This window comes from Arthrobacter sp. M71 S08, from assembly GCF_059089725.1.
In genome coordinates this window covers 492,132-517,132 of record NZ_JBNHEY010000002.1, presented here as the reverse complement: position 1 = coordinate 517,132, position 25,001 = coordinate 492,132, and the positions used below count along the sequence as shown (strand labels likewise).

21 protein-coding genes are annotated in these 25,001 nt (G+C 64.5%); 10 read left to right on the top strand and 11 right to left on the bottom strand.

All coding sequences use genetic code 11. The features are described from left to right. Positions 1 to 15: 15 nt before the first annotated feature. Entirely contained in the window at positions 16 to 1,368 is a 1,353-nt protein-coding gene (locus tag AC5RTB_RS06360) for a family 4 glycosyl hydrolase (protein ID WP_494060212.1), read from the top strand. Positions 1,369 to 1,473: 105 nt separating this feature from the next. On the opposite strand, the gene mgrA is transcribed toward AC5RTB_RS06360, so the two are convergent. From mgrA to glmS, 8 genes are all read right to left on the bottom strand, one after another. Then, positions 1,474 to 2,520, bottom strand: a complete 1,047-nt coding sequence (gene mgrA, locus AC5RTB_RS06355; RefSeq protein WP_494060211.1) for an L-glyceraldehyde 3-phosphate reductase — start codon at positions 2,518 to 2,520, stop codon at positions 1,474 to 1,476. A 9-nt stretch (positions 2,521 to 2,529) separates the two neighbouring features. Then, entirely contained in the window at positions 2,530 to 4,080 is a 1,551-nt protein-coding gene (locus AC5RTB_RS06350) for an FAD-dependent monooxygenase (protein WP_494060210.1), read from the bottom strand. 15 nt (positions 4,081 to 4,095) lie between these two features. Further along, positions 4,096 to 5,832, bottom strand: a complete 1,737-nt coding sequence (gene treZ / locus AC5RTB_RS06345) for a malto-oligosyltrehalose trehalohydrolase (RefSeq protein WP_494060209.1) — start codon at positions 5,830 to 5,832, stop codon at positions 4,096 to 4,098. Continuing rightward, the gene (gene treY / locus AC5RTB_RS06340; RefSeq protein WP_494060208.1) at positions 5,829 to 8,153 is read right to left on the bottom strand and encodes a malto-oligosyltrehalose synthase; all 2,325 of its coding nucleotides are present in this window, start codon (positions 8,151 to 8,153) and stop codon (positions 5,829 to 5,831) included. Before treY ends, treZ begins: the two co-directional genes overlap by 4 nt. Before the next feature lie 43 nt (positions 8,154 to 8,196). After that, positions 8,197 to 10,383 (bottom strand): glycogen debranching protein GlgX, encoded by a 2,187-nt coding sequence (gene glgX, locus AC5RTB_RS06335; protein WP_494060207.1) that lies wholly within the window; start codon positions 10,381 to 10,383, stop codon positions 8,197 to 8,199. Positions 10,384 to 10,479: 96 nt separating this feature from the next. Beyond that, positions 10,480 to 12,021, bottom strand: coding sequence for an NAD(P)H-hydrate epimerase (locus AC5RTB_RS06330; protein WP_494060206.1), 1,542 nt, complete (start codon positions 12,019 to 12,021; stop codon positions 10,480 to 10,482). 10 nt (positions 12,022 to 12,031) lie between these two features. Next, a complete protein-coding gene (locus tag AC5RTB_RS06325) occupies positions 12,032 to 12,403 on the bottom strand; it encodes a holo-ACP synthase (RefSeq protein ID WP_494060205.1) in 372 nt (123 codons plus the stop codon). 7 nt (positions 12,404 to 12,410) lie between these two features. Then, positions 12,411 to 14,333: a glutamine--fructose-6-phosphate transaminase (isomerizing) gene (gene glmS, locus AC5RTB_RS06320; protein ID WP_494060204.1), complete on the bottom strand. Its 1,923-nt coding sequence runs from the start codon at positions 14,331 to 14,333 to the stop codon at positions 12,411 to 12,413. Between the two features lie 161 nt (positions 14,334 to 14,494). Between glmS and coaA the strand changes: the two genes are divergently transcribed. The 3 genes from coaA to mscL all read left to right on the top strand — a co-directional run bounded on the left by coaA (position 14,495) and on the right by mscL (position 16,786). Continuing rightward, positions 14,495 to 15,436, top strand: a complete 942-nt coding sequence (gene coaA / locus AC5RTB_RS06315; protein WP_494060412.1) for a type I pantothenate kinase — start codon at positions 14,495 to 14,497, stop codon at positions 15,434 to 15,436. A 314-nt stretch (positions 15,437 to 15,750) separates the two neighbouring features. Further along, a complete protein-coding gene (locus AC5RTB_RS06310; RefSeq protein WP_494060203.1) occupies positions 15,751 to 16,362 on the top strand; it encodes a M15 family metallopeptidase in 612 nt (203 codons plus the stop codon). 31 nt (positions 16,363 to 16,393) lie between these two features. Further along, positions 16,394 to 16,786 (top strand): large conductance mechanosensitive channel protein MscL, encoded by a 393-nt coding sequence (gene mscL, locus AC5RTB_RS06305; RefSeq protein WP_494060202.1) that lies wholly within the window; start codon positions 16,394 to 16,396, stop codon positions 16,784 to 16,786. Between the two features lie 67 nt (positions 16,787 to 16,853). Here the strand turns inward: mscL and glmM are convergent, their stop codons facing one another. The 3 genes from glmM to rplM form a co-directional block, all read right to left on the bottom strand. After that, a complete protein-coding gene (gene glmM / locus AC5RTB_RS06300; RefSeq protein WP_494060201.1) occupies positions 16,854 to 18,206 on the bottom strand; it encodes a phosphoglucosamine mutase in 1,353 nt (450 codons plus the stop codon). Positions 18,207 to 18,318: 112 nt separating this feature from the next. Beyond that, a complete protein-coding gene (gene rpsI, locus AC5RTB_RS06295; protein WP_494060200.1) occupies positions 18,319 to 18,816 on the bottom strand; it encodes a 30S ribosomal protein S9 in 498 nt (165 codons plus the stop codon). Between the two features lie 39 nt (positions 18,817 to 18,855). Further along, on the bottom strand, positions 18,856 to 19,299 hold the full coding sequence (gene rplM / locus AC5RTB_RS06290) for a 50S ribosomal protein L13 (protein ID WP_490889626.1): 444 nt from the start codon (positions 19,297 to 19,299) through the stop codon (positions 18,856 to 18,858). 566 nt (positions 19,300 to 19,865) lie between these two features. Between rplM and AC5RTB_RS06285 the strand changes: the two genes are divergently transcribed. The 6 genes from AC5RTB_RS06285 to AC5RTB_RS06260 all read left to right on the top strand — a co-directional run bounded on the left by AC5RTB_RS06285 (position 19,866) and on the right by AC5RTB_RS06260 (position 24,997). Next, on the top strand, positions 19,866 to 20,105 hold the full coding sequence (locus tag AC5RTB_RS06285; RefSeq protein ID WP_494060199.1) for a Flp family type IVb pilin: 240 nt from the start codon (positions 19,866 to 19,868) through the stop codon (positions 20,103 to 20,105). A 69-nt stretch (positions 20,106 to 20,174) separates the two neighbouring features. Then, positions 20,175 to 20,582 (top strand): TadE/TadG family type IV pilus assembly protein, encoded by a 408-nt coding sequence (locus tag AC5RTB_RS06280; RefSeq protein WP_494060198.1) that lies wholly within the window; start codon positions 20,175 to 20,177, stop codon positions 20,580 to 20,582. Next, positions 20,570 to 21,541 (top strand): Tad domain-containing protein, encoded by a 972-nt coding sequence (locus AC5RTB_RS06275; RefSeq protein WP_494060197.1) that lies wholly within the window; start codon positions 20,570 to 20,572, stop codon positions 21,539 to 21,541. Before AC5RTB_RS06280 ends, AC5RTB_RS06275 begins: the two co-directional genes overlap by 13 nt. A gap of 20 nt (positions 21,542 to 21,561) precedes the next feature. After that, a complete protein-coding gene (cpaB, locus tag AC5RTB_RS06270) occupies positions 21,562 to 22,326 on the top strand; it encodes a Flp pilus assembly protein CpaB (RefSeq protein ID WP_494060196.1) in 765 nt (254 codons plus the stop codon). Then, complete coding sequence (locus tag AC5RTB_RS06265) at positions 22,323 to 23,522, top strand: CpaE/TadZ family protein (protein ID WP_494060195.1); 1,200 nt, start codon at positions 22,323 to 22,325, stop codon at positions 23,520 to 23,522. The genes cpaB and AC5RTB_RS06265 overlap by 4 nt, the downstream gene beginning before the upstream one ends. Then, positions 23,519 to 24,997, top strand: a complete 1,479-nt coding sequence (locus tag AC5RTB_RS06260; protein ID WP_494060194.1) for a TadA family conjugal transfer-associated ATPase — start codon at positions 23,519 to 23,521, stop codon at positions 24,995 to 24,997. The genes AC5RTB_RS06265 and AC5RTB_RS06260 overlap by 4 nt, the downstream gene beginning before the upstream one ends. Positions 24,998 to 25,001: the final 4 nt, after the last annotated feature.

Below are 25,001 nucleotides of genomic sequence, written 5' to 3'. Positions count from 1 at the left end.
ACCAAGGAGCGCATCATGAAGTTGGCTGTCATCGGCGGCGGAGGGTTCCGCGTACCCCTCATCTACCGCGCGCTCTGCTCGGGTGCCTTCACTGGATTGGTCCACGATATGTGCCTGTACGACGCCGACCCCTCCCGCGCAGCGGCAGTCGCCCGAGTGGCGCTCGACATGCCGCTTCCGGACGGAGCAGAGCCGCCCCGCCTCACCGTGAGTGACCGGTTGGAGGACGCCCTGGCAGGTGCCGACGTCGTCTTCGTTGCCATCCGTCCCGGAGGCGCCGCCGGTCGCGTACTCGATGAGCGGGTGGCCATTTCCGAGGGCGTGCTGGGCCAGGAGACGGTCGGTGCGGGCGGCCTGTCCTACGCGCTGCGCTCCATCCCGGAGATGCTCGCGTTGGCGGAGGTCATCGTCCGGACCTGCCCGGAGGCGTGGGTCATCAACTTCACCAACCCCGCGGGGATCATTACGGAGGCGCTGCAGCCCGTTCTGGGTGGACGTGTGATTGGGATCTGCGACTCGGCCTCCGGGCTCGTCCGCCGGGCGTCCATCGCAGCCAAAGCACCGCTGCCGCTCGGCACCCTGGCGGGAGTCGATTACGTGGGCCTGAACCACCTGGGATGGCTGCGGGGTCTGGAGCACGACGGCGTGGACCTCCTGCCCGCGCTGCTCGCCGACGCTTCCCGGCTGGGTTCGTTCGAGGAAGGCCGCGTCTTCGGTCCGCAGTTCCTGGGTATGGTCGGCGCGCTGCCGAACGAGTACCTCTTCTACTACTACTTCCACGCTGAGGCCCGGCGCTCCGTCGCCGCGGCAGCTGAAACCCGGGGGGAATCACTGGTCCGCCAGCAGGAGGGTCTCTACCCGAAGCTGCTTTCTACCAATCATCCTTTCGCCGAGTGGGAGGCGGCACGGCGAACCCGTGAAGAGGGATACCTTGCCGAAGCCCGCACGGCGGAGGAATCCCGCGATGAGACGGATCTCGCGGGTGGCGGCTATGAACGAGTGGCCCTCACCGTAATGCGCGCCCTGATCCGGGACGAGGCTGCCGAGCTCATCGTCAACGTCCGCAACGGTGAATCGATCCCCCAGATTCCTGCCGACTCCGTTGTTGAGGTTCCCTCACGCGTCACCGGCCGGGGCGTTACAGCGCTCCCGGTCGGAAAGGCGTCCCCGCACCAGCTCGGCCTGATGTCGCAGGTGAAGGCGATCGAGCAGGACGTGATCGCCGCCGTCGTGCAGGGTGACCGTTCCCTCGCCGTCCGAGCTTTCGCGCTCCATCCGCTCATCGATTCGGCGCACACCGCCCAACGGCTGCTGCGCGGGTACGAGAACGCGTTCCCGAAGCTGCACACCCTCTGGCGTCAGGGATAGGGCCTGGCGGCAGAAAGAAACGCGCTGCGGACCAGCGGCACCGGGACGGGTGTCGAGAGTCCGCAGCGCGTTCCTTCAACGCAGGCGGTTCAGCCCAGCAGGGCTTCAGGCTTCAAGCGCCCTGGCCCAGAGGTTGATATCGGATTCGACGGCGAACTCGTCGATCGCGTGCAGCTCGTCTTGGCTGAAGTCGAGGTTGTTGATTGCACCTACGCTGTCCTCGAGCTGCTTCACGCTCGATGCGCCGATCAGCGCCGAGGTGATGGGCGAACCCTTGCTCTGCGGACGGAGGATCCACGCGATGGCCATCTGGGCAAGCGTCTGTCCCCGGGACTCCGCGATGCTGTTCAGGCCCCGCACGCGCCGCAGGTTGTCCTCGGACAGGTGATCCTCGGAAAGCGACTTGTTCGAAGCGGCACGCGAACCGTCCGGGACACCGTTGAGGTACCTGCTGGTGAGCAGGCCCTGCGCGAGCGGCGAGAACGCGATCGATCCGGCTCCGGTCTGCTCAAGGACCTCCGGCAGGTTCGGTTCGCCGTTCTCGACCCAGCGGTTGAGCATGGAATAGGAGGGCTGGTGGATCAGCAGCGGTGTGCCGAGACCACGCAGGATGTCCGCTGCCTCTGCGGTCCTCTCCGGGGAGTACGAGGAGATCCCGGCGTACAGCGCACGCCCGGAACGCACTGCGGTGTCCAGGGCGCCCATCGTCTCCTCAAGCGGAGTCTCCGGATCGGGGCGGTGGCTGTAGAAGATGTCGACGTAGTCCAGGCCCATGCGGGACAGCGACTGGTCAAGGCTCGCCAGCAGGTACTTGCGAGAACCGAAGTTGCCGTAGGGTCCGGGCCACATGTCATAGCCGGCCTTGCTCGAGATCACGAGTTCGTCGCGGAACGGCTTGAAGTCGTCTTTGAGGTGCCTGCCGAAGTTGGTCTCCGCCGAGCCGTAGGGAGGTCCGTAGTTGTTTGCCAGGTCAAAATGGGTGACGCCGAGGTCGAACGCCCGCCGCAGAATGGCACGCTGGACGTCGAACGGCTTGTCATCACCGAAGTTGTGCCACAACCCCAGCGAGACGGCTGGCACATGCAATCCGCTTCGTCCCACTCGTCGGTATGGCATGGTCTCGTAGCGGTTTTCCGCCGGGTGATAGGTCATGAAGTCATCCTAGGTCGCTGGGGAGTCAAACCATTGATCCGGCAGGAGCGCGCGGAACTGTGACACCGCGGTATGTATCGGCGCTGCACCCGCCACGAAGCCGTCGGGGCGCACGAGGTAGCACTTGCCTTCCTCCAGGCCTTTGCCGCCCGCAGCGGGGAAGGAGTGGACACGCAGGTTCAGCGCATGCCCGACGGCGGCAACCACTTCCGGGTCCACCTCACCGTAAGTGTGAACCTGCCAGGTGGCGGAGCGGAGTGCCTCGAAGTTGCTTCCCATCCAGGGCAGCCGTCTGCCTATGACGCGTCCGCGGCGCCGGGGACAGGTGGTCTTGCCTCCCGCGGCGTCAGGCGTGCCGGCGCCGTCGTTCATCCAGTAGTGGATGCGGATCTGGGAGACGTAGCCGAACAGGCGCGGCGCGATGGGTAGCCGTGGAACGAGCCGGACCGCCGCCGGGGCGACCAGTCGCGGGGCCGTGCGGCGGAAGGTGCGGGCGAGCCGCCGGGTGGAGGTCACCACACCGAACGCACGGTCCGTGCTGTTCACCAAGCGAAGCGCCACCGGACGCCGCTCGGCCTCGTAGCGGTCAAGGAACGGCTCTGAGGCGCGGCCCTTGATCACTTCCGCCAGCTTGAAGGCGAGATTGTGCGCGTCCTGCAGGCCGGTGTTCATCCCCTGCGCGCCGACGGGTGAGTGGACATGTCCGGCATCGCCTGCGAGGAACACCGGACCTTCCCGGAAGCGGGCGGCAACCCGGTGGTGGATGCGGTAGGTGGAGAACCAGAGCGACTCCCGGTAGGACACGTCGAACACCGTGTCGAGCCGTTGCCGTGCGAGTGCCTCCGGCACGTCCTGGCCGCCGGCCGTCCGCAGCACTCCCAGCAGCCGGTGGTGGCCGTCCGGCCCCATGGGGAAGCCGAGGAGGAACTCCTCTGCGCCGAAGCGCAGGTTCACGCTGTCCTCGTCGACACCGGAGACTCCCAGAACGTCCACAACGTAAAATGTATGCTCGTTCGTGAGCCCCTCGAAGGGGATTCCGGAGAGTTTCCGTACCGCGGACGATCCTCCATCGGTCCCGACGCAGAAACGTGCCCGGACGTGCACAGAGCCTGCCGGTCCGGTGCACTCGGCGGTGACACCTCCGTCGACCGCGGTGAGGCTGACCAGTTCGTGTTCCCACTCAACCGTTCCGCCCAGCTCCTCCAGCCGGTCCAGCAGGATCCGCTCGTTCTTGCTCTGCTCCAGCACATGAACGCCCGGGTAGGGCGTCAGCTCCGCTCCGAACTTCCCGATCGGTACGGCGCTGAAGGACCGGTTCTCGTATCCGGGGCGGATCGTGACAACAGATTCCCCCTCGGCGAGCACGCGGTCCACGACGCCCAGCTGGTCGTAGATTTCCATACTTCGTGAATGGACGCCGAGCGCACGCGACTCACGCGTGGGCCCCTCCTTGCCATCCACGAGTACGGCATCGACTCCGAGCTTCGCCAGCCAGGCGGCGAGCATCAGACCGGTGGGACCGGCTCCGACTAGAAGCACATCGGTGCTGAGCTCGCGCATGTCGCTCCGACCTTCCTAGACCTTCAGGATTGTGGCACCGTATGCCGGGAGGGTGACCGTGCCGTCCCCAATCGACTCGCCGGGTTCAGTGCTGAGCAGAACCTTCTTCGCGCTGACCGGAACCTCCCGCTCATCGTCCGCGAAGTTCACCACGACGGCGGTGCCTCCCCGATTGAGCACGAGCCAGCGCTGGTCCTCGTCGAAGTCGACGCTCACTGACGCGAAGTCGGGGTTGTACAGGTCCTTGTTTTCCCGCCGGAGCGCGATGAGCTCACGGTAGATGTTCAGGAGGCGCGCCTGCTCGGGACGTTCCTGCTCTGTCCAGTCGAGCTTCGCGGAGGCAAACGTTTCCGGATCCTGGGGATTGGGCACCGTATCCGGGTCCCAGCCCATCTTCTCGAACTCCCGCAGGCGTCCCTCAGCCGTGGCCTTTCCGAGCTCCGGTTCCGGGTGCGAGGTGAAGAACGGCCACGGTGTTTGTGCGCCGTACTCCTCCCCCATGAACAGCATCGGGGTGAAGGGCCCCGCGATGTTGAGGACTGCCGCCTGCGCCAACTGGGCGGTGTTCAGGCTGGCGCTGATGCGGTCACCGGCCGCACGGTTACCGATCTGGTCGTGATTCTGCGTGCAGACCACGAGCTGGTGCAGGCTGTGCGTTGCGGGGTCAATGGGCCGCCCGTGCGAACGCTCGCGGAACGAGGACCAGGTCCCGTTGTGGAAGAAGCCCTCCTGGTACACCTTCGCGAGCGCACCGATCGAGTCGAAGTCCTCGTAGTAACCCACGGTCTCGCCGGTGACATTGACGTGAGCCGCGTGGTGGAAGTCGTCGCTCCACTGACCGGCTAGCCCGAAACCGCCCGCGCTGCGCGGTGCGATGAGCCTCGGATTATTCAGGTCCGACTCGGCGACCAGGAACAGCGGTTTGCCGAGCTCGGCGGCACAACGGTCCGTTTCGACAGCGAACTCTTCAAGGATGTGGATGGCACGCTCGTCGTGGAGGGCGTGCACGGCATCGAGCCGCAGCCCGTCCACGTGATAGTCCCGGAACCACATCAGCAGGTTGTCGGTCACGTACCGGCGCACTTCGTCGGACAGCGGGCCGTCCAGGTTCAGGGAGTCGCCCCAGGTGTTTGCCTTGCCCTCCGTCAGGTACGGGGCGAACTGCGTGATGTAGTTGCCGCTCGGTCCGAGGTGGTTGTACACGACGTCCTGGATGACGCCGAGTCCGCGCTGGTGTGCCGCGTCGACGAATCGCTGGTACGCGGCGGGTCCACCGTAGGTTTCCTGAACGGCGTACCAGAGCACGCCGTCGTAGCCCCAGTTGTGGGTGCCGTTGAAGGCATTGACGGGCAGCAGTTCGACGTACTGCACTCCGAGCCCGACCAGGTAGTCCAGCTTCCCGATGGCTGCGTCCAGCGTCCCCTCCGGGGTGAACGTTCCGATGTGCATCTCGTAGATGACGTTGCCGTCCAGGCCGGGGGACGTCCAGCCGCCGTCGCCCCAGGAGTAGGCACCGGCGTCGAACGTACGGGAGAGCTTGTGCACGCCCTCCGGCTGCCGCCTCGAACGGGGGTCCGGCACCGGGCTTACGGCAGCATTGATCAGGTAGCCGTAGTCCACCTCGCCCTCGGTGGGGGCTCCGGGCGCCTCCCACCAGTTACCCTCGCGGGAAACCATGGGGTAGTTCGTGCCGTCCGCAACCAGGGTCATTGAGAGCGCCTTCGGCGCCCAGACGTCAAACCTCGAACTCACTTAGCTTCCTCCTTCACGAGAAGTGCCACAGGGTAGGTCTCAAACAGCCGCTTGGCCGGCACCGGCCCACCTTCAAAGCCGGTGCCCGTGATCGCGCAGCTGTAGGTCCCTTCCGGAAGTACGACGGCGGTGTCCCGCCATCCGCCGGCACGCTCCAGCCCCAGCGGGAGCCGAGTGACGGCGGTGACGGCACCGCCGCGGTCGAAGGCGAAGACGTGCTCGGCCGCCGCACCGGTGGAAAGCACCGAGCGGTATCCGGAGAACAGCTCGGGGCGGTCCCGGCGCAGCCGAAGGGCACGCGAGACGACAAGGAGCTTGGCGAGGCCGCCGTCGTCAATCTGCGGCAGTGCACCGAACGCCAGGTCCACCAGTCCCTGCTTCCGGGCTGCGAAGTCGACCGGCCGCCGGTTGTCAGGGTCCACGAGGGAGGTCTCCCACAGCTCCGACCCCTGGTACACGTCGGGCACGCCGGGCATGGTGAGCTGCACGAGCTTCGCCCCCAGCGAGTTCGACCACCCCGGCGCCGCCGTCTTCTCCACCAGAGAGGTGATGAGGCTGTTCACCTCCGGGCGGTCGAAAGCGGCGTCAACGGCGTCGTGCATCTTCTCTTCGAAGGCCGCATCGGGTGCTGTCCAGTGGGTGCTGGCGTCAGCTTCGCGAGCGGCTTTCTCCACGTAGGCGTGCGCCCGTTCCCGGCTGAGCGGCCAGGCTCCAACCAGTGCCTGCCACATCAGCGACGCGAAGGCCGTATCTCCGATGGGCGCGAGCCGGTTCAACTGCCCGAAGGCGTCAGTCCACTCCCCTGCAACTTCGGACAGCACCGAAATGCGGGCACGGGTATCTTCGCTGCGCTTCGTGTCGTGCGTGCTGAGCGAGTTCATGGTTAGCGGCGAGGACTCCTGTCGTTCCTGCAGCGCGCGGTGGACCTCGTAGCTGTCGAGCGCGAAGATCGAAGGATCAGCACCGACCTCGTTGAGCGAGGTCAACCGGTTGAACCGGTAGAACGCGGTGTCCTCGACGCCCTTGGCCATCACCATGCCGGAGGTCTGCTGGAACCGCACAGCCAGTTCGGGTAGCTCGATGGATTCAGCTCCAGCGCCGGTGAGGTACGGATTCAGGAACGGGTGCAGCGCATCGATCACCGGTGCAAGATCCGGGCGTCGGACCTTAGCGTTCTGGATTGCCTCAGCGAGGTGGCCCGCGCCGTCGGGCAGGTAGCTGCGGTAGACCGGGAAGCAGGTGAGCAGCTCGGCGATGGCGTCGGTGCTCTGTTCCAGTTCGACGTTGGCGGACGCAGGAACGAGGCGGGCAAGCCTCAGCACCTCGGAGCGCAGAATACCGTCTGTGATCCCCCTCTTGGTTCCGTGAATCATGTGGACGAACCGCTCGGTGGGCACCGTAGCGTCCAGCGCAGGCTGTCCCGCCGGGTCCACGAACAGGCGGTCCACCACGGCGAGACCGTCATAGCCTGTGGTCCCCTCGCACGCCCACCGCTCAGGTAGCACCTCACCGGGCTCGAGGATCTTCTCAACCAGCGTGTACGCACCGCCGGACAGCTCCCGCAGCCGCTTGAGGTAACCGGCAGGGTCCGCGAGGCCGTCCGGGTGGTCGATCCGGACTCCGTCCACGAGGGACTCCTCGAACCAGCGGCGAACCTCCGAGTGCGCCTCATCAAAGACCCACGGCACTTCCACGCGCACACCGGCGAGCGTATTGACGCCGAAGAACCGCCGGTAGTTCAGCTCGCTGTCCGCACGGCGCCAGTTCACCAGCTCATAGTGCTGGCGTGCATGGACTTCCGCGCCGGTGTCACCGGGATGCGCGGTGCCCTCAGCGATCGGATACCGGTTTTCGTAGTAGTGCAGCTCACCGTCGACGACCTTCAGCTGCTCTTCCTCGTTGTCGCCATCACCGAGCACCGGGACCCGGATCCGGCCGCCGCCGGCCTCCCAGTCGACGTCGAAGGCTTCGGCGTAGCGGGAATCACGGCCCTTGCTCAGCAGATCCCACCACCACGCGTTTTGCGCCGGCGTGGCGACGCCCACGTGGTTGGGCACGATGTCAACAAGGACACCGAGCCCAGCCTCGTGGGCCGCCCTGCACAGCGCGTCGAAAGCCTCAGCGCCTCCCCGTTCGGGATCCACCGACGTGGGATCGGTGACGTCGTACCCGTGGTCGGATCCCTGCTCCGCGGTAAGGACCGGCGACAGGTACACCCAGTCCACCCCGAGGTCCACCAGGTAGGGCAGGACGTCTGCAGCAGCAGACAGGTCGAAGCTGGATCGAATCTGCAGCCGGTAGGTCGACTGGGGTATCTTCACGTATTCCTCCTGGAGTGGGTGGTTCTGCCTGGCCTGATAAAGATCAGGCTGAGCCGGCCCGCGCGGTGTGCTCGTTGGCGAGGATGGCCAGGGACGCGGCAACGGAGTGATCGGGTTCCTCGACATCGGCGTGGGCGCGCAGCACGACCATCGACTTCGCCTCGACGGTCACCTCATTGCCCGCGTTGATGGGCGCCGAGTCCGCGTAGACGCCGGCCGTGTCAATCACTTCATCCCACACGGGGCCGTACTCGGCTGAGGGAACCGTGAACGTCACAGCCTCGTCATTGGCGTTGAAGTACAGCAGGAAGTTCGCGTCGGTGATGCGCTGACCGCGCTGGTCACGGCCGCGGATGCCCTGCCCGTTGAGGAAGACGCCGATGGAACGGCCGAAGCCGGCGTTCCAGTCCTCCGGTGCCATCAACTCTCCGGCGGTATCCAGCCACACGATGTCCGGCAGCGCCTCGCCCTCGCCCCTGCGGACGGGACGCCCATCGAAGAACCGACGACGGCGGAAGGTCGGGTGCTCGGACCGGAGCCGGTTCACTGCAGCAGTGAATTCAAGCAGCGGCTGGTCGAGCTTGTCCCAGTGCACCCAGGAAAGCTCGGAGTCCTGGCAGTAGGTGTTGTTGTTGCCCTCCTGCGTACGTCCCAGCTCGTCACCGTGCGAGATCATCGGCACACCCTGCGACAACAGGAGGGTGGCGATGAAGTTGCGCTGCTGGCGGGCGCGGATGGACTGCACCTCGGGATCGTCGGTGGGACCTTCCACGCCGCAGTTCCAGGAGCGGTTGTGGGATTCACCGTCGTTGTTGTCTTCGCCGTTGGCCTCGTTGTGCTTTTCGTTGTAGGACACGAGGTCACGCAGGGTGAAGCCGTCGTGCGCGGTGACGAAGTTGATGGAGGCAACGGGTCGGCGTGCCGAGTGCTCGTACAGGTCAGCCGAGCCGGTCAACCGCGAAGCGAATTCACCGATGCTTGAAGGCTCCCCGCGCCAGAAATCGCGGACCGTGTCGCGGTACTTGCCGTTCCATTCGGTCCACTGCGGCGGGAAGTTGCCGACCTGGTAGCCGCCGGGGCCAACGTCCCACGGTTCGGCGATGAGCTTGACCTGGGACACCACCGGATCCTGCTGGACCAGTTCGAAGAACGCCGAAAGACGGTCCACCTCGTAGAACTCGCGGGCCAGCGCTGAAGCGAGGTCGAAGCGGAAACCGTCAACGTGCATCTCGGTCACCCAGTAGCGCAGGGAGTCCATGAGCAGCTGGAGTGCATGCGGGTTGCCGACGTTGAGGGAGTTGCCGGTGCCCGTGGTGTCCATGTAGTACTGCTTGTCGTCCTCGACCAGGCGGTAGTACGCCGCGTTGTCGATGCCGCGCATGGAGAGGGTGGGCCCCATGTGGTTGCCCTCGGCAGTGTGGTTGTAGACGACGTCGAGGATTACCTCGATGCCGGCGAGGTGAAGTTCACGCACCATCGCCTTGAATTCCTGGACCTGCTCGCCCTCGTCCCCGGTGGAGCCATATTCATTGTGGGGTGCGAAGAAACCGATCGTGTTGTAGCCCCAGTAGTTGGACAGCCCTTTGTCCTGCAGGGTGCTGTCATTGACGAACTGGTGCACGGGCATCAGCTCGATGGCGGTGACGCCGAGCTTCTGGAGGTGTGCAATGACGGAGGGGTGGGCAACGCCGGCGTAGGTGCCGCGCTGTTCCTCCGGAACGTCGGGGTGCAGCTGGGTCAGGCCCTTGACGTGGGCCTCGTAGATGACCGACTGGTGGTACGGGACCTTGGGCCGGCGGTCGCCATCCCAGTCGAAGAACGGGTTGATGACGACGCCGAGCATCGTATGAGCCGCTGAGTCGTCATTATTGACGGAGGTCGGGTCACCGAAGTTGTAGCCGAACAGCGCCTGGTCCCAGTCGTACTCGCCGTGAATCGCCTTCGCGTAGGGGTCCAGGAGCAGCTTGTTGGGATTGCAGCGCTGGCCCTCCGACGGGTTGTTGGGACCGTGCACGCGGTAGCCGTACTTCTGTCCGGGCACAACATGCGGCAGGTACCCGTGCCAGACGTACCCGTCTACTTCCTTGAGGGCGATACGGGTTTCGGCGCCGTCATCGGCTATCAGGCACAGCTCCACTTTCTCGGCGACCTCGCTGTAGAGTGCGAAGTTGGTGCCGGTGCCGTCATAGGTTGCCCCCAGCGGGTAGGCATCTCCTGGCCAAAGCTCCATGTGTGCTCCTTGCTTGATTGTGCGTTCCGATCTGCTCGGGCCGCTTGTCCTGCATCTTTTCATAGCGCAGGGATCTGACATTCTGGTGAACGAAAATTACTGGAATCCAGTGAGTGGTGGATCCTGCAGCAGGCATCGGATAACCCGTCCGACGTGGCGCGGCAAATCGCTTACGACGACGGGGCCGCGTTTCGCTGCTCGCTGACCGGCCAGGCCATGCACCATGGCCGCTGCGGCCGCCAGCGCAGCCCAGCGAGCCGACGACGGCAATCCGAGGGAGGCACCGGCGTCGTCGTTGTCCGCGTTGGTGGCAACCAGCGCACCGAGGATTCCGGCGAGGGTGTCTCCGGAGCCGGCGGTCGCGAGCCATGGGGTGGCATTGGTCTGGCTGAAGATTTCCCCGCTCGGCGCAGCAACCACGGTGGTGGAGCCCTTGAGGAGGACCGTTGCGCCGGTGGTCTCCGCTGCCCGGCGTGCGAATTCGATGGGTTCGGCCTCGACTGCATCCCGCTGCACGGCGTCGCCACGTCGTTCGAACAGCGCAGCCAGCTCCCCCGCGTGCGGCGTGAGAATGACGTGGCTCCCGACCCTGGCCGGCAGCAGTGGGAGGGCTCCCGCGTCCACCACCGTGGGCAGGCCGGATTCGATGGCCGCGCGTGCCCGTTGCCGCTGGCCCGGATCCTCAGTTGCGCCGGGGCCCACGAGCCACGCCTGTACCCGTGAGTCAGACACGGCGCCCTGCGAGCACACCACCTCGGGATGGACAGTGTTGATGAGCGAAGTCACTGTCTCGGGTCCGAGGAAACGGATCATTCCGACGCCGGTGGCCAGGACGGCCCCGGTGGCCAGGACAGCAGCGCCGGGATACATGGCGGATCCGGCGGCGATACCTAGGACGCCGCGGCTGTACTTGTGATCGGCCGGCTGCGGCTGCGCATAGAGATGGCGGAAGTCGGAGGGTTCCAGCGAATACACGCTGGGTTGGGGAAGTGTCGGGGCAAGCCCGATGTCGATGGTCACCACCCGTCCGGCCAGCCGTGCGCCGCCCCCCGCCAGCAGACCTGCCTTCAAGCCGCCGAACGTCACCGTGACGTCTGCGGCAAGGACCTCGCCGGCGGCTTCACCGGAATCGGCGTTGACACCGCTGGGAACATCGCACGCCACCACGCGTCCCGTGGTCCCGCGCTCGTTCACGCGCTCGATCAGTTTGGCCGCTGCCCCGCGCAGCCCGCCGACGCCGCCCGTACCGAGTATTCCGTCGATGATGAGGTCGGCCGAAGCCACCCGCGCGCCGAGGTGATCCAGGCTGGAATCCGTGAGGTGTTCAACCCGTCCGCCGGCGGCGCGGAAGGCGGCCAGCCCGTCCGCATGCACACGCTCGGAGGTGAGTACCGCCGTCGTGCCCGCTCCGCGGTGCTGCAACCGGGCGCCGGCGTACAGTCCGTCTCCCCCGTTGTTGCCGCTGCCCACCAGTACGACGACGGCCCTGCCGTAGACACCGCCCGTCGCCTGTAGTTCCGCCGCTGAGGCCTGTGCAAGGCCGTGCGCTGCACGCTGCATGAGCTCATGACCGAGGCCGGCGTCGAGCAGCGGTGACTCCGCTGCCCGCACCTGACTCCCGGTATAAGAACTAAGCATGCTTAGAATCTTAGCGGGTGGCGTCCGGATATTCCCCCTCGGCCACCACCATGGCGGTTGCGACCCCGCCATCGTGGCTGAGCGACAGGTGCCAGCAGCTCACGCCGCGTGCCTCGGCCACCGCCTGCACGGTCCCGGAAACCTGGACCGTGGGGCTGCCGTTAGCGTCGAGGCCGATCCAGCAGTCCTGCCAGTTCATGCCGGCGGGCGCGCCGAGAGCCTTGGCCACCGCTTCCTTCGCGGCGAACCGGGCGGCCAGCGAGCGCGTGTTGAGCTCTCGCTCGGCCCCGACGAAGAGCCGGTCACGCAGCCCGGGAGTGCGCTCAAGCTGGCGCTCAAACCGGGCTACGTCAACAACGTCAACCCCGATGCCGATAATCATCGGGTGCCTACTCGACCGTAACGGACTTGGCCAGGTTGCGCGGCTGGTCGACGTCGTAGCCCTTCGCCGAGGCCAGTTCCAGTGCAAAGATCTGCAGCGGCACCGTGGTGAGCAACGGCGCCAGCAGAGTGGTGGTCTTCGGCACGTGGATGACGTGCTCCGAGAACGCTGCCACGGAGTCGTCACCCTCCTCGGCGATCACAATGGTGATGGCGCCGCGGGCACGAATCTCCTGGATGTTGGAGACCACCTTGGAGTGCAGTGAGTCGCGGCCGCGTGGGGACGGCAGCACGACGACGACGGGCTGGCCTTCTTCGATCAGCGCGATGGGACCATGCTTGAGCTCGCCGGCAGCAAAGCCTTCCGCGTGGATGTAGGCGAGTTCCTTGAGCTTGAGTGCGCCTTCCATTGCCACCGGGAATCCGACGTGGCGGCCGAGGAACAGCACGGACTTGGCGTTCGCCAGTTCCCGGCCGAGCTTCTTGACTGCGTCTGCATTGTCGAGGACATGCTGGATCTTCGCCGGCATTTCATTGAGGTCGCCCAGGACGCGGTTGATCTCGTCACGGAACTTGTTGCCGCGCAGCTGGGCCAGGTAGAGGCCGAGCAGGTAGGCAGCTGTGATCTGGGCCAGGAAGGCCTTGGTCGACGCAACCGCGATTTCGGGACCCGCGTGCGTGTAGAGCACGGCATCGGACTCGCGCGGGATGGTGGACCCGTTGGTGTTGCAGATGGCAACCACCTTGGCGCCCTGTTCCCGGGCGTACCGGACGGCCATGAGCGTGTCCATGGTTTCGCCGGACTGCGAGATAGCGACCACGAGGGTCTTCTCGTTCACGATCGGATCGCGGTAACGGAACTCGTGGGAGAGCTCCACCTCGGTGGGGATGCGGCACCAGTGCTCGATCGCGTACTTGGCGACCTGACCGGCATAGGCGGAGGTTCCGCAGGCCAGCACAATGATCTTGTCGATCGAGCGGAGGATGGACTCGTTGATACGGAGTTCGTCGAGTACCAGGTTGCCCTTCGCGTCGGTGCGGCCCAGCAGGGTCTGGTGAACGGCGTCGGGCTGGTCGTTGATTTCCTTCTCCATGAAGGAGTCGTAGCCGCCCTTTTCTGCTGCGGCGGCGTCCCAGTCGACGTGGAATTCCTTGCCCTCAGCGGGAGCACCGAAGAAATCGGTGATGACAACGTCTTCGGGGGTGATGGTCACGACCTGATCCTGGCCCAGCTCCACGGCGCGGCGGGTGAAGTCGATGAAGCCCGAGACGTCGGAGCCAAGGAAGTTCTCGCCGTCGCCAAGGCCGACAACCAACGGCGAGTTGCGGCGGGCGGCAACAACGACGTCGGGTGCGTCCTGGTGGATGGCAAGCAGCGTGAAGGCGCCCTCGAGGCGCTGGCAGGCCTCCTGCATGGCCTTCGTAAGGGTGTCTTCGGTTCCGGCTTCAGCGAGGCGACGGTAGATGCTGCCCAGCAGCACTGCTGCAACCTCGGTGTCGGTGTCAGAGAGGAAGGTGGCGCCGGAGTCGAGGAGTTCGGCCTTCAGTTCGGCGAAGTTCTCGATGATGCCGTTGTGGATGAGGGCGAGGCGACCGTTGTCGGCGAGGTGGGGATGCGCGTTCTGGTCAGTCGGCCCGCCGTGCGTAGCCCAGCGGGTGTGGCCGATGCCGGTGAGCGACGCCGGAAGCGGTTCGGCCTCAAGCTCGGCAACGAGGTTGGTGAGCTTGCCGGACTTCTTGCGCGACTGGATGCCCGACTCGGTCAGGACCGCGACGCCCGCGGAGTCATAGCCGCGGTATTCGAGCCGGCGCAGGCCTTCCATGACAACGTCAAGGGCGCCATGGCTGCCGTTTGAATCGACGTCATCGATTACCGCGCTGTTCAGTGATGCGCCGTTGTTCCGGCCTACGTATCCTACGATTCCACACATGGGCTTAAGCCTACCTGCCGCGCACGCGTTCCCTTGTCCCACCACCCCCAGGCGAGGCGCCGGGCCCCGCCGGACTGCCCACCCGTTTGTTAATGTGCAGGTCAAGGGGCAGAATTCCTTAAGTGAGTGAGCAATCGCACGGTCTCGGGCCTACGGCTACGGTGGACGCTGCCGTCACGCCGTACGTCGAACTCGAACGCCAAACGTGGGCACGTCTGTCCAACGAGATCGAGTCGCCGCTCAACGTCGAAGACATCCAGCGGCTGCGTGGACTGGGAGACGCACTCAACCTTGACGAAGTGCGCGAGGTCTACCTCCCGCTGTCCCGGCTGCTCTCCCTGTATGTGGCGGCTGCCGGTGAACTGCACGCGGCCACCAACACCTTTCTCGGTGAAACCACCACCCGCACACCCTTCGTTATCGGTGTCGCCGGTTCAGTGGCGGTCGGCAAGTCCACCACGGCCCGTGTGCTGCGTGAACTCCTCCGGCGCTGGCCGGGCACCCCGAACGTCGAGCTGGTCACCACAGACGGCTTCCTCTACCCCAACGAGGAACTCGAGCGGCGGGGGTTGATGCAACGGAAGGGCTTCCCGGAGTCCTATGACCGGCGTCGGCTCCTGCGTTTCGTCAGCGAGGTCAAGAGCGGCGCCGAGGAAGTCCGCGCTCCCTGGTACTCGCACCTGACGTACAACATCGTGCCGGGGCGGGAAATCGTGGTTCGCCGCCCGGACGTGCTGATCGTCGAAGGGCTGAATGTCCTTGCGCCGGCGCGCACCAGGTCCGACGGGCGGGCCGGCCTGGCGCTGAGCGATTTCTTCGATTTCTCCATCTACGTTGACGCAAAGACCTCCTATATAGAGGAGTGGTACGTCCAGCGTTTCCAGTCGCTGCGCAGCGGTGCCTTCGCGAACCCGGAGTCCTACTTCCACCGTTACGCCTCGCTGACCGATGAGCAGGCACGCGAAACCGCGCTCGGAATCTGGCGCCGCATCAATGAACCAAACCTTATGGCCAATGTTCTCCCCACCCGCGGCCGGGCCACCCTGGTGCTCACCAAGGAAGCCGACCACTCGATCCGGAGAATGCTGCTACGAAAAACCTGACGACACTCCGGCTGGACCGCACGTCATCTGCATGGATGACGACGGCGGTGCTCGTCGTCGCGCTGTCAGCCTGCGGTACCCCTGCGCCTACCGTTGATGGAAGCCCAACAGCAGCGGACACGCCTCCGCCCTACGTGTCACCGCGACCAACCGCGACGCTCACGCCCGGGACGATTCCCGCACCGGCTCAGCGTGCGCCCACTCCGGTTCAATCCGCTGTCGCTGCCTCAGCCTCCGCTTCGCCGACGCCGAGCGTCGCGCCCTCAACCTCGCCGGCGCCCAGTTTGTCGCCGTCGCCCACGGCATCAGCCCGTGTGGGCGCGGCTAAGATTGACGACCCGTCCTCGGTGACCGTCGTCGTCAACAAGCGTCGACCGCTCAACCCCATCGATTACGCCCCCTCCGGCCTTGTACTGCCCGCCGTGCCGCTTGCGGTGCAGGAGCCCAACGCACTCTTACGCAGCGATACCGCCGCGGCTGTGGAAGAGCTGTTCGCAGCTGCAAAGAACGACGGCGTCGGCCTCACCCTGGTCAGCGGGTACCGCTCGTACCAGGACCAGGTGTCCACCTATGAACACTGGGTGGCACAAAAAGGCGGGGATACGGCAGCTGCGGACCGGATTTCGGCACGTGCCGGTTTCTCCGAGCACCAGACAGGTCTCGCGTTCGACGTGGGACAGTCCGACGGCGCCTGCACCCTAGCCTCCTGCTTCGCGGACACTGCCGCCGGCCAGTGGATGGTCGCCAACGCGGACCGCTTCGGATTCATCCTGAGATACCCAATCGGGGCGCAGGACGTCACCGGTTTCTCGGGCGAGCCCTGGCACTACCGGTACGTCGGTGTCGAGGTGGCCGAGGCCATGCGCGACGAGGGCGTGGCCACGCTTGAGCAGTACTTCGGCTTGTCGGCCGCGCCCAGTTACTGACACCCGATCACTTCTGCGTAGCCTGAACTCCATGATCAATGGTTTCAAGGAATTCATCATGAAGGGCAACGTCATTGACCTGGCTGTTGCCGTGGTTATCGGAGCTGCATTCGGCTCGGTGGTGACGGCGCTCGTGGAGAGCGTCCTCATGCCGCTGATTTCGGCACTGGTCGGCTCGCCGAACTTCGACGATTTCGCGAAGGTGACCATCAACGGCAACGAGATCCTGTTCGGGGTCTTCCTGACAGCCCTGGTGAATTTCCTGCTGATCGCTGCCGCTGTCTACTTTCTCATCGTCGTGCCGATGAACAAGCTGTTCAGGCGACGGAACCGCGAGTTGGACCTGCAGGAAGACGTCGAGGCAGTCGACCCGCAGGTAGCGCTCCTGACGGAAATCCGTGACAGTCTTCGTCAGCGCACCTGATACGCAAAGACTGAGGGTCGGAGAATGTCTCCGACCCTCAGTCTGTTAAGCGTGCAGTGAGAGTGGCTCAGGCAGGCTCGAGTGCAAGCTGGTTCTGCACGATCCCGGCCAGCGTCTCCGCTGTGCGTTCAGCGGTAGCCATGTCGGCTGCCTCCACCATCACCCGGACGACGGGTTCGGTGCCCGAGGGGCGGAGCAGCACGCGGCCTGTTTCGCCGAGCGCGTCCTGGGCCTCGCGGACGGCGCGCTGGACTTCGTCGTCGCTGTTGACGCTGGCCTTGTCCACGCCCTTGACGTTGATCAGCACCTGAGGAAGCTTGGTCATGATCGTTGACAGTTCCTTCAGGCTGCGGCCGGTCAGCGCAACCTGCGCCGCGAGCTGAAGACCGGTCAGCACGCCGTCACCGGTGGTCGCGTAGTCGGCGAAAATGACGTGGCCTGACTGTTCGCCGCCGAGGTTGAACCCCCCATCGCGCATGCCTTCAAGCACGTAGCGGTCACCGACTGCGGTCTCCCGCAGGCTGATTCCGGCCTCGCGGAGTGCAAGCTTGAGTCCGAGGTTGCTCATGACCGTGGCCACCAGCGTGTTGTCCTTCAGACGGCCGGCCGCGTTGAGTGCCACGGCCATGATGGCCATGATCTGGTCGCCGTCCACGACCGAGCCTTCGTGATCGACCGCGAGGCAGCGGTCAGCGTCGCCGTCGTGCGCGATTCCCAGGTGGGCACCGTGTTCCAGCACCGCCGCCTGGAGCATCTCGAGGTGGGTGGAACCGCATCCGTCATTGATGTTGATGCCGTCCGGGTCCGCACCGATAACTACGATCTCGGCACCTGCGTCCGAGAACACCTGCGGGGAACAGCCGCTGGCGGCGCCGTTGGCGCAGTCGAGCACGACCTTCAGGCCGTCGAGGCGGTGCGGGAGTGACTGCAGGAGGTGAACCACGTAGCGGTCCTCGGCGTCAGCGAATCGCTGGATACGTCCGACGTCGGGGCCAACAGGACGGTGGCGTGGCGCATTCAGGGCGGCTTCGATTGCGTCCTCAAGGGCGTCGTCGAGCTTCTTGCCGCCCCGGGCGAGGAACTTGATGCCGTTGTCCGGCGCCGGATTGTGAGAGGCGGAGATCATGACACCGAAGTCAGCGTTCAGGTCGGCAACCAGGAACGCCGCAGCCGGTGTCGGGAGGACGCCGGCATCATAAACGTCGACGCCGGCACTGGCCAGGCCTGCTTCGACCGCCGCGGCGATGAAGTCGCCACTGATGCGCGGGTCCCGCGCAATGACGGCTGTCGGGCGCCTGCCCTCGGTTTGTTCATGCCCGAGTACCACGGCCGCAGCCTGGGCCAACTGCAATGCGAGTTCTGCGGTGAGGAGGCCGTTCGCCTGACCGCGGACACCATCGGTTCCAAATAATCTACTCATCGTGGTTCATCCTAAGGGAGAAATGTTCCGCACCCGGGAAGCGAAGAAGAACGCCGTTAAAGCGTTACGCCCGCCCGGCAACTGCCGAGCGGGCGTAACGGGTAAAGCATGATTAGCGCTTTGAATACTGAGGCGCCTTGCGTGCCTTCTTCAGACCAGCCTTCTTACGCTCGATGACGCGAGCGTCACGGGTCAGGAAGCCTGCCTTCTTGAGGGCGGGGCGGTTGTTGTCGCGGTCAATCTCGTTGAGCGCGCGGGCAACACCGAGACGCAGCGCGCCGGCCTGGCCGGAAGGGCCACCGCCGTGGATGCGGGCAATGACGTCGTACGCGCCGTCGAGCTCGAGGAGCTTGAACGGATCGTTGACTTCCTGCTGGTGCAGCTTGTTCGGGAAGTAGTCAGCCAGTTCGCGACCGTTGACAATCCACTTGCCGGTTCCGGGCGTGACGCGCACGCGTGCAACGGCTTCCTTGCGACGACCTACAGCAGCGCCACCGACAGTCAGCGCGGGGCGCTCCTTGACGGGGGTGTCCGAGGCGGGCGCGGACTCCGAGGTGTAGCTGGTGAGCTCCTCGGCTGGTTCATTCAGCTCTTCAGTGTTCTGAGCCACGGTTCTCCTTGAGTGATTCTTAGTCTGTGGTGGCCAGGACTACTGGGCGACCTGGGTGATCTCGAAAGTCTTGGGCTGCTGGGCGGCGTGCGGGTGCTCGGCACCGCGGTACACCTTCAGCTTGCCCAGCTGCTGCGCAGCAAGCGAGTTCTTGGGGAGCATGCCCTTGATTGCCTTCTCCACAGCGCGGACCGGGTTCTTCTCCAGCAGCTCTGCATAGGTGACGGACTTCAGGCCACCCGGGAAACCGGAGTGGCGGTAGGCACGCTTCTGTTCGAGCTTGGCGCCGGTGAGGGCAACCTTCTCAGCGTTGATGATAATGACGAAGTCGCCCATATCCATATGGGGGGCAAAGGTCGGCTTGTGCTTTCCGCGCAGCAGTGTTGCGGTCTGGCTGGCAAGACGGCCTAGGACAACGTCGGTGGCGTCAATGACGTGCCACTGGCGGTTGATGTCGCCGGGCTTCGGGGTGTACGTACGCACGGTTTTTGCCTTCGTTTCTGTTCTACGGTGACGCTGACGAACGGGAGTATGACCTCCAGATGCCAGCGCAGCTGATGCATGCGTTACCGGAACTTCAGGTGAGGGCTGAAACTACACCGGTGATCCCTGGGTTCTCGGCCATTTCCGCGGACCAGGTAGCTCTGCAACTGAGCCGCACGCGGACATGGACGTATCGAGATGGGACACGCACAACGACTTCCAAGATTAGCGTGCCGTAGCCCTGCCGGTCAAAACGGGTTCGGTGCGGCTCGACACCCACAGCATACGACGGCGGACGGTTCACTCAGCGGGAAGTCTGCTGCACCTTAGCCCAGCGTAGACGCTCAATTGAGGAAACATCGAAGTTTCCGCGCGGTGCACCAACCAACCCCCGAAGGACCTGAGGCCAACGCAGGAAAAACGCAAGAAAAACCGCAGGAAAAGGTTCTCCGGGTAGGGTTCGCGCAGGATTGGTTCAATCTTGGAGTTTTCAGGGGTTTCCACTGCTACTTTTTTTCCAGAGCTGGCGCTGGGCCAGCCGCCCATCCCGCATTCAGGAGAACCCCATGCTCACTGCATTCCTGGCAGACGCCAAGTCCACTATCAAGTCCCGCATGAACCGTGACGAGACCGGCGCAACCGCCGTCGAGTACGGCATCATGGTTGCCCTCATCGCCGTTGTCATCATCGCTGCTGTCACCCTCCTCGGTGGCAACCTAAACTCCATGTTTCAGGGCGTCGCCTGTGGTATTCAGGGCCAGGAGTACGTAGCAGGCGAAGATGGCGCAGATGGCGCTTGCGGATAGTTCATCTACTGGGCTGAGCGGGGTTATTCCTCGCTCAGCCCTCTCCTAAATTTCGGAAGAGGTGTCAGGGTGAAGGCGGTACGCGACCGCGGCGCAGTCGCAGTAGAGATGGCCCTGCTACTACCTATCCTCCTACTCCTCCTCCTCGGCATCATGGAATTCGGCCGGGCGTACAACGCCCAGGTCACTCTCACCAACGCCGCCCGCGAGGGCGTCCGAGTTATGGCCCTGACCAATAGCCAGTCCCAAGGTATAGCGGCCGCGCGAAATGCGGCAGGCACGCTTATGCCGGACTCTACAAATTCCACAGCCACTTTCTCAACGAATCCGGCGTCTGCCCCCGCAAGCTGCACTTTCGTGGTGGGCCAGGAGCGTAAGCAGGTCACGCTGGCTTTCACATATCAGTTGACTTCCCTCACCGGCATCGCCGGACCATTCAATTTGACCGGCAGGGGAACAATGTTATGCGGCGGATAGGCCCGAGAGGTGACGATCGAGGTGCGGTTGCAGTCATCGTTGCTGTTCTGCTTGTGGTTCTGCTTGGATTCGCCGCGCTCGCCGTGGACGTCGGCATGCTTTACGCCGAGAAAGCGCAACTCCGCAACGGTGCAGACGCTACTGCTCTGGCCATCGCCCAAACCTGTGCTACAGACACCGGAAATTTGAAGTGCTCCGATGCGACAACGGCAGGGTCACTCGCGAAGCAGTTGGCAGACGCAAATGCTCTCGACGGTCAAAGCAACGCGAGCAACGTCACGCTGAACAAGACCGCAGGCACGGTGTCGGTGACAATCGGAGCCTTGGAAGCGGGCGGCGCACCAGATCGCGTATCGCTTTACTTTGCACGGGCGCTCGGCATCACGGATGCCGAAGTAACCGCCAGTTCCAAAGCGGCTTGGGGAGCACCGTCCGGCGGGACCACACTTCTACCGTTGGCCGTCGCCGAGTGCAAGTTCAATCTCAATACTTCAAATCCCACGTCTACAATTCAGACACTGGATCTCGATCACAACGGTTGCGCGGGCGTTCCTGGAGGTTTCGGCTGGATCAAAGACTCAGCCGACGGTAAGTGCAGCGTGACAATCAAAGCAGGATCGTCGAACGAGTCGGGCATCTGGTTCGAAAGCGACACCGGGGCTGCCATGCCTACAGTGTGCTCCGCCACCGATCTTCATCAACTCCGTAACAAGACTGTTCTCCTGCCCCTCTTTGCCGTAGCAACCGGCACTGGTTCCAGCGGTAAGTACTACGTGAAAGGTTTCGCCGCCTTCCACGTAACTGCTTATGCCTTCCCTTCCGAGAAGTGGCCGAGCACCACAAGCCTCTGCAACAAATGCATTCGCGGATACTTCGTCGAATTTGTTGGCCTTGACCACAATCTCACCCTCGGGCCCGCTCCCAGTTATGGCGCGGACCTCGTGAAGCTCACCCAATAGTTTCTTAGGAACGGTTCAAAATGAAGTCCCGTCTCATCGCCGGCATCGCCGCCGTAGTCCTCGCCCTCGTTGGAGCGGTGATGGTGTTCAGCTACGCCAATCGTGCGGATGCCCGAGCCGTTGCCGACCTTGAGCCGGTTGAAGTTCTTGTTGTGCAAGCAGCTGTGCCCGCCGGAACCCCGGTTGCGAATCTAGCGGCATCAGTCGCCACAACTCAACTCCCGGGTGCATCCGTCGCTGATACGGCGCTCAAGGACCTCAGCAGCTCGGCGGGCATGGTCACTGCTGTTGATTTGGTTCCCGGTGAGCAGTTGGTGTCTGAACGACTGGTCACGCCCGAGGATCTCGTTACCCCCGGCACCGTCGAGGTACCCAAGGGTCTTCATGAAGTCTCCATCCTGGTGGAACCACAGCGCATCGCCGGTGGCCGGGTAGCGGCTGGGGACTTTGTGGGCGTCTTCGTTTCCATGGATGACAACGGACTCGAACCGGAGCCGGACAAGCAGACGACCCAACTGGTCCTCCCCAGAGTCCTTGTCTCAGCCGTTCAACGCGCACCTGAACCCGCTCCGGTCGATCCAAATGCGACTGAAGAGGAAGCGGCAGCTGCCGCAGCAGAAGCCCTCCCTACTGGTTCTCTCATGGTGACGCTCGCGCTCAACCCGGACCAGGCATCGCGTCTCGTCTTCGCCAGCGAGTACGAATCGATCTGGCTCAGCAAGGCGACCGCCGCCGAGAACGACGCTCCCCCGTTCATCGTCCAGGACAAGGAACTGTACCGATGAGCCGCTTCATCCTCGTCACAGACGACCACTCCTTTGAACAGAAGGTCCAGCTCGCTACCGCGGGCGGTCTACCCGGAGATATCCTCCCCGTCAGTCCCGTACTCCTGGTTGAGCCCGAAGACCTGCTGGACCTGCTTACGGTCCAGCAGCCACAGGTCCTGGTGTTCGGTCCCGGCATGGCCGTAGACGCGGCCCTACGTCTCGCAACCATCGTCGATGTCCGCTTTCCCACTATCAGCATCGTCCTTGTGGCCCCTGAAGAGCCAGGACTCCCCCTCGCTGCCATGCGTGCGGGCATCCGGGACGTCATCGAGCCCGACGCCGACATCCCTACCGTTCGCCTGTTCCTTGAACGAGCGTGCCAGGCGTTCGCCAGCCGCCATCGTGCTGATTATGTCCAGACAACCGCCCCCAAGGAGGAGCGCGGCCTGGTGATCGGCGTCTTCTCCCCCAAAGGTGGGGTCGGGAAGACAACCATCGCCACCAACCTCGCGGTCGGCCTCGGGAAACTGGCGCCCATGGGCGTTGTCCTCGTTGACCTCGACCTGCAGTTCGGCGACGTCGCATCCAACCTGTACCTCAGCCCCGAGTACTCCGTCCGCGACGCCGTGTCCAGCTCAGCCAGCCAGGACACCATGGTGCTCAAGGCATTCCTGACGCCACACCCGTCCGGAATCTACGCACTCTGTGCACCAAGCAATCCGGCCGACGCGGACAGCATTTCCGCCGACCAGCTCGGCACACTGATCAAGCAACTCAGCTCCGAATTCCCATACGTTGTCCTCGACACCGGGCCCGGACTCACCGAACACAGCCTTGCGGCGCTTGAACAGAGCACCGACGCCGTCTGGGTCACCGGCATGGACGTCCCGAGCGTCCGCGGTCTGCGCTCCGGCCTGGACATCCTCGGCAAGCTGGACCTCTTCCCGGAAACTCGCCACGTAGTGCTCAACTTCGCTGACTCCAAAACCGGCCTCTCCGTCCAGGACATTGAGGCAACACTCGGCGCACCGGTCGACGTGTCGATTCCTCGATCCCGCGCGCTTTCACTTGCCACCAACCGAGGCGTCCCGCTGCTTCAGGACGAAGTGCGCGACCCCGCGACCAAGAACCTTCGCGCACTGGTACAGCGCTTCAACCCGGAGTGGCGCTCCAGCACCCAGCGCAAGTCCCACCGCCGCGTAGTCATCCGATGAAACTCTCGGAGCGCCTCAACCAGGCCGATTCTTCGACACCGGCACCGCCCGCTCCATCCACCAAGACGGAAACGGTGGTACCTCAGTCCAAGTCTGCCGCCGCCCCGGAAGCGGGAGTGCCTGCTTACCAGGGCGCCGTCGTCGTCGGCGGGCGTACCTCCAACGCACCGGAAGCACCCGCCGCCGCACGGGTGGATGCCTTTGCCGGCCTGAAGCAGCGCGCCGCGGAGGCCCTCTACGAGCGCATGGGCGCGCGCTTCAGCGACTCTACGCTGAAGGAAGAGGATCTTCGCGCAGTTGCGCGTGAGGAGCTCAGCCAGGTCATCGACGCCGAACAGGTGCCGCTGAGCCCGGACGAGCGCCGCCGGCTCATCCAGGATGTCGCCGACGACGTACTCGGCTTCGGTCCGCTCCAGCGACTTCTCGACGACGAAGCCATCACCGAAATCATGGTGAACCGCGCCGACCAGATCTATGTCGAGCGCCGCGGTCAGCTGGTGCTTGCCGATACCAGCTTCAAGTCTGAAGAACATCTGCGACGCGTCATTGAACGCATTGTGTCCAAGGTGGGCCGGCGCATCGATGAGTCCTCGCCCTTCGTCGACGCCCGTCTTGAGGACGGCTCCCGTGTCAACGCCGTCATCCCGCCGCTCGCGGTCAACGGCTCCTCGCTGACCATCCGTAAGTTCAGCAAGGTGCCGCTGACGGTCGAGAACCTCATCGATTTCGGCACGCTCACCCCCGAGATGGCCGAGCTGCTCGATGCCTGCGTCAAGGCGAAGCTGAACATCATCGTCTCCGGCGGTACGGGTACCGGTAAGACCACGCTGCTCAACGTGCTGTCCTCGTTCCTGCCCCACGGTGACCGCATTGTCACGATCGAGGATGCCGTGGAACTGCAGATCCAGCAGCAGCACGTGGTGCGTCTCGAAAGCCGTCCGCCGAACACTGAGGGCAAGGGCGCAGTGTCCATCCGCGACCTCGTTCGCAACTCGCTGCGTATGCGCCCTGACCGCATCGTGATCGGCGAGGTCCGCGGCGGTGAGTCCCTCGACATGCTGCAGGCGATGAACACCGGCCATGACGGTTCCCTCTCGACCGTGCACGCTAACTCTCCTCGTGACGCTGTCGCGCGTCTTGAGACGCTGGTCCTCATGGCCGGCATGGATCTGCCGCTGCGCGCCATCCGCGAGCAGCTCGCCTCGGCCGTGAACCTGGTCATCCAGATTTCCCGCCTCCGCGACGGCACACGACGCATCACGCACGTCACGGAAGTGCAGGGCATGGAGGGCGACGTCGTCACTCTCCAGGACGCTTTCGTTTTCGATTACTCGGCGGGGGTCGATTCCTCCGGGCGCTTCCTCGGCAAGCCGGTGCCCACCGGCATCCGTCCGCGCTTCATGGAGCGGTTCGAGGATATGGGTATCACGGTGTCGCCTGCCGTGTTCGGCGCTGCGCTCAGCGGCAGGAGGTAATCCG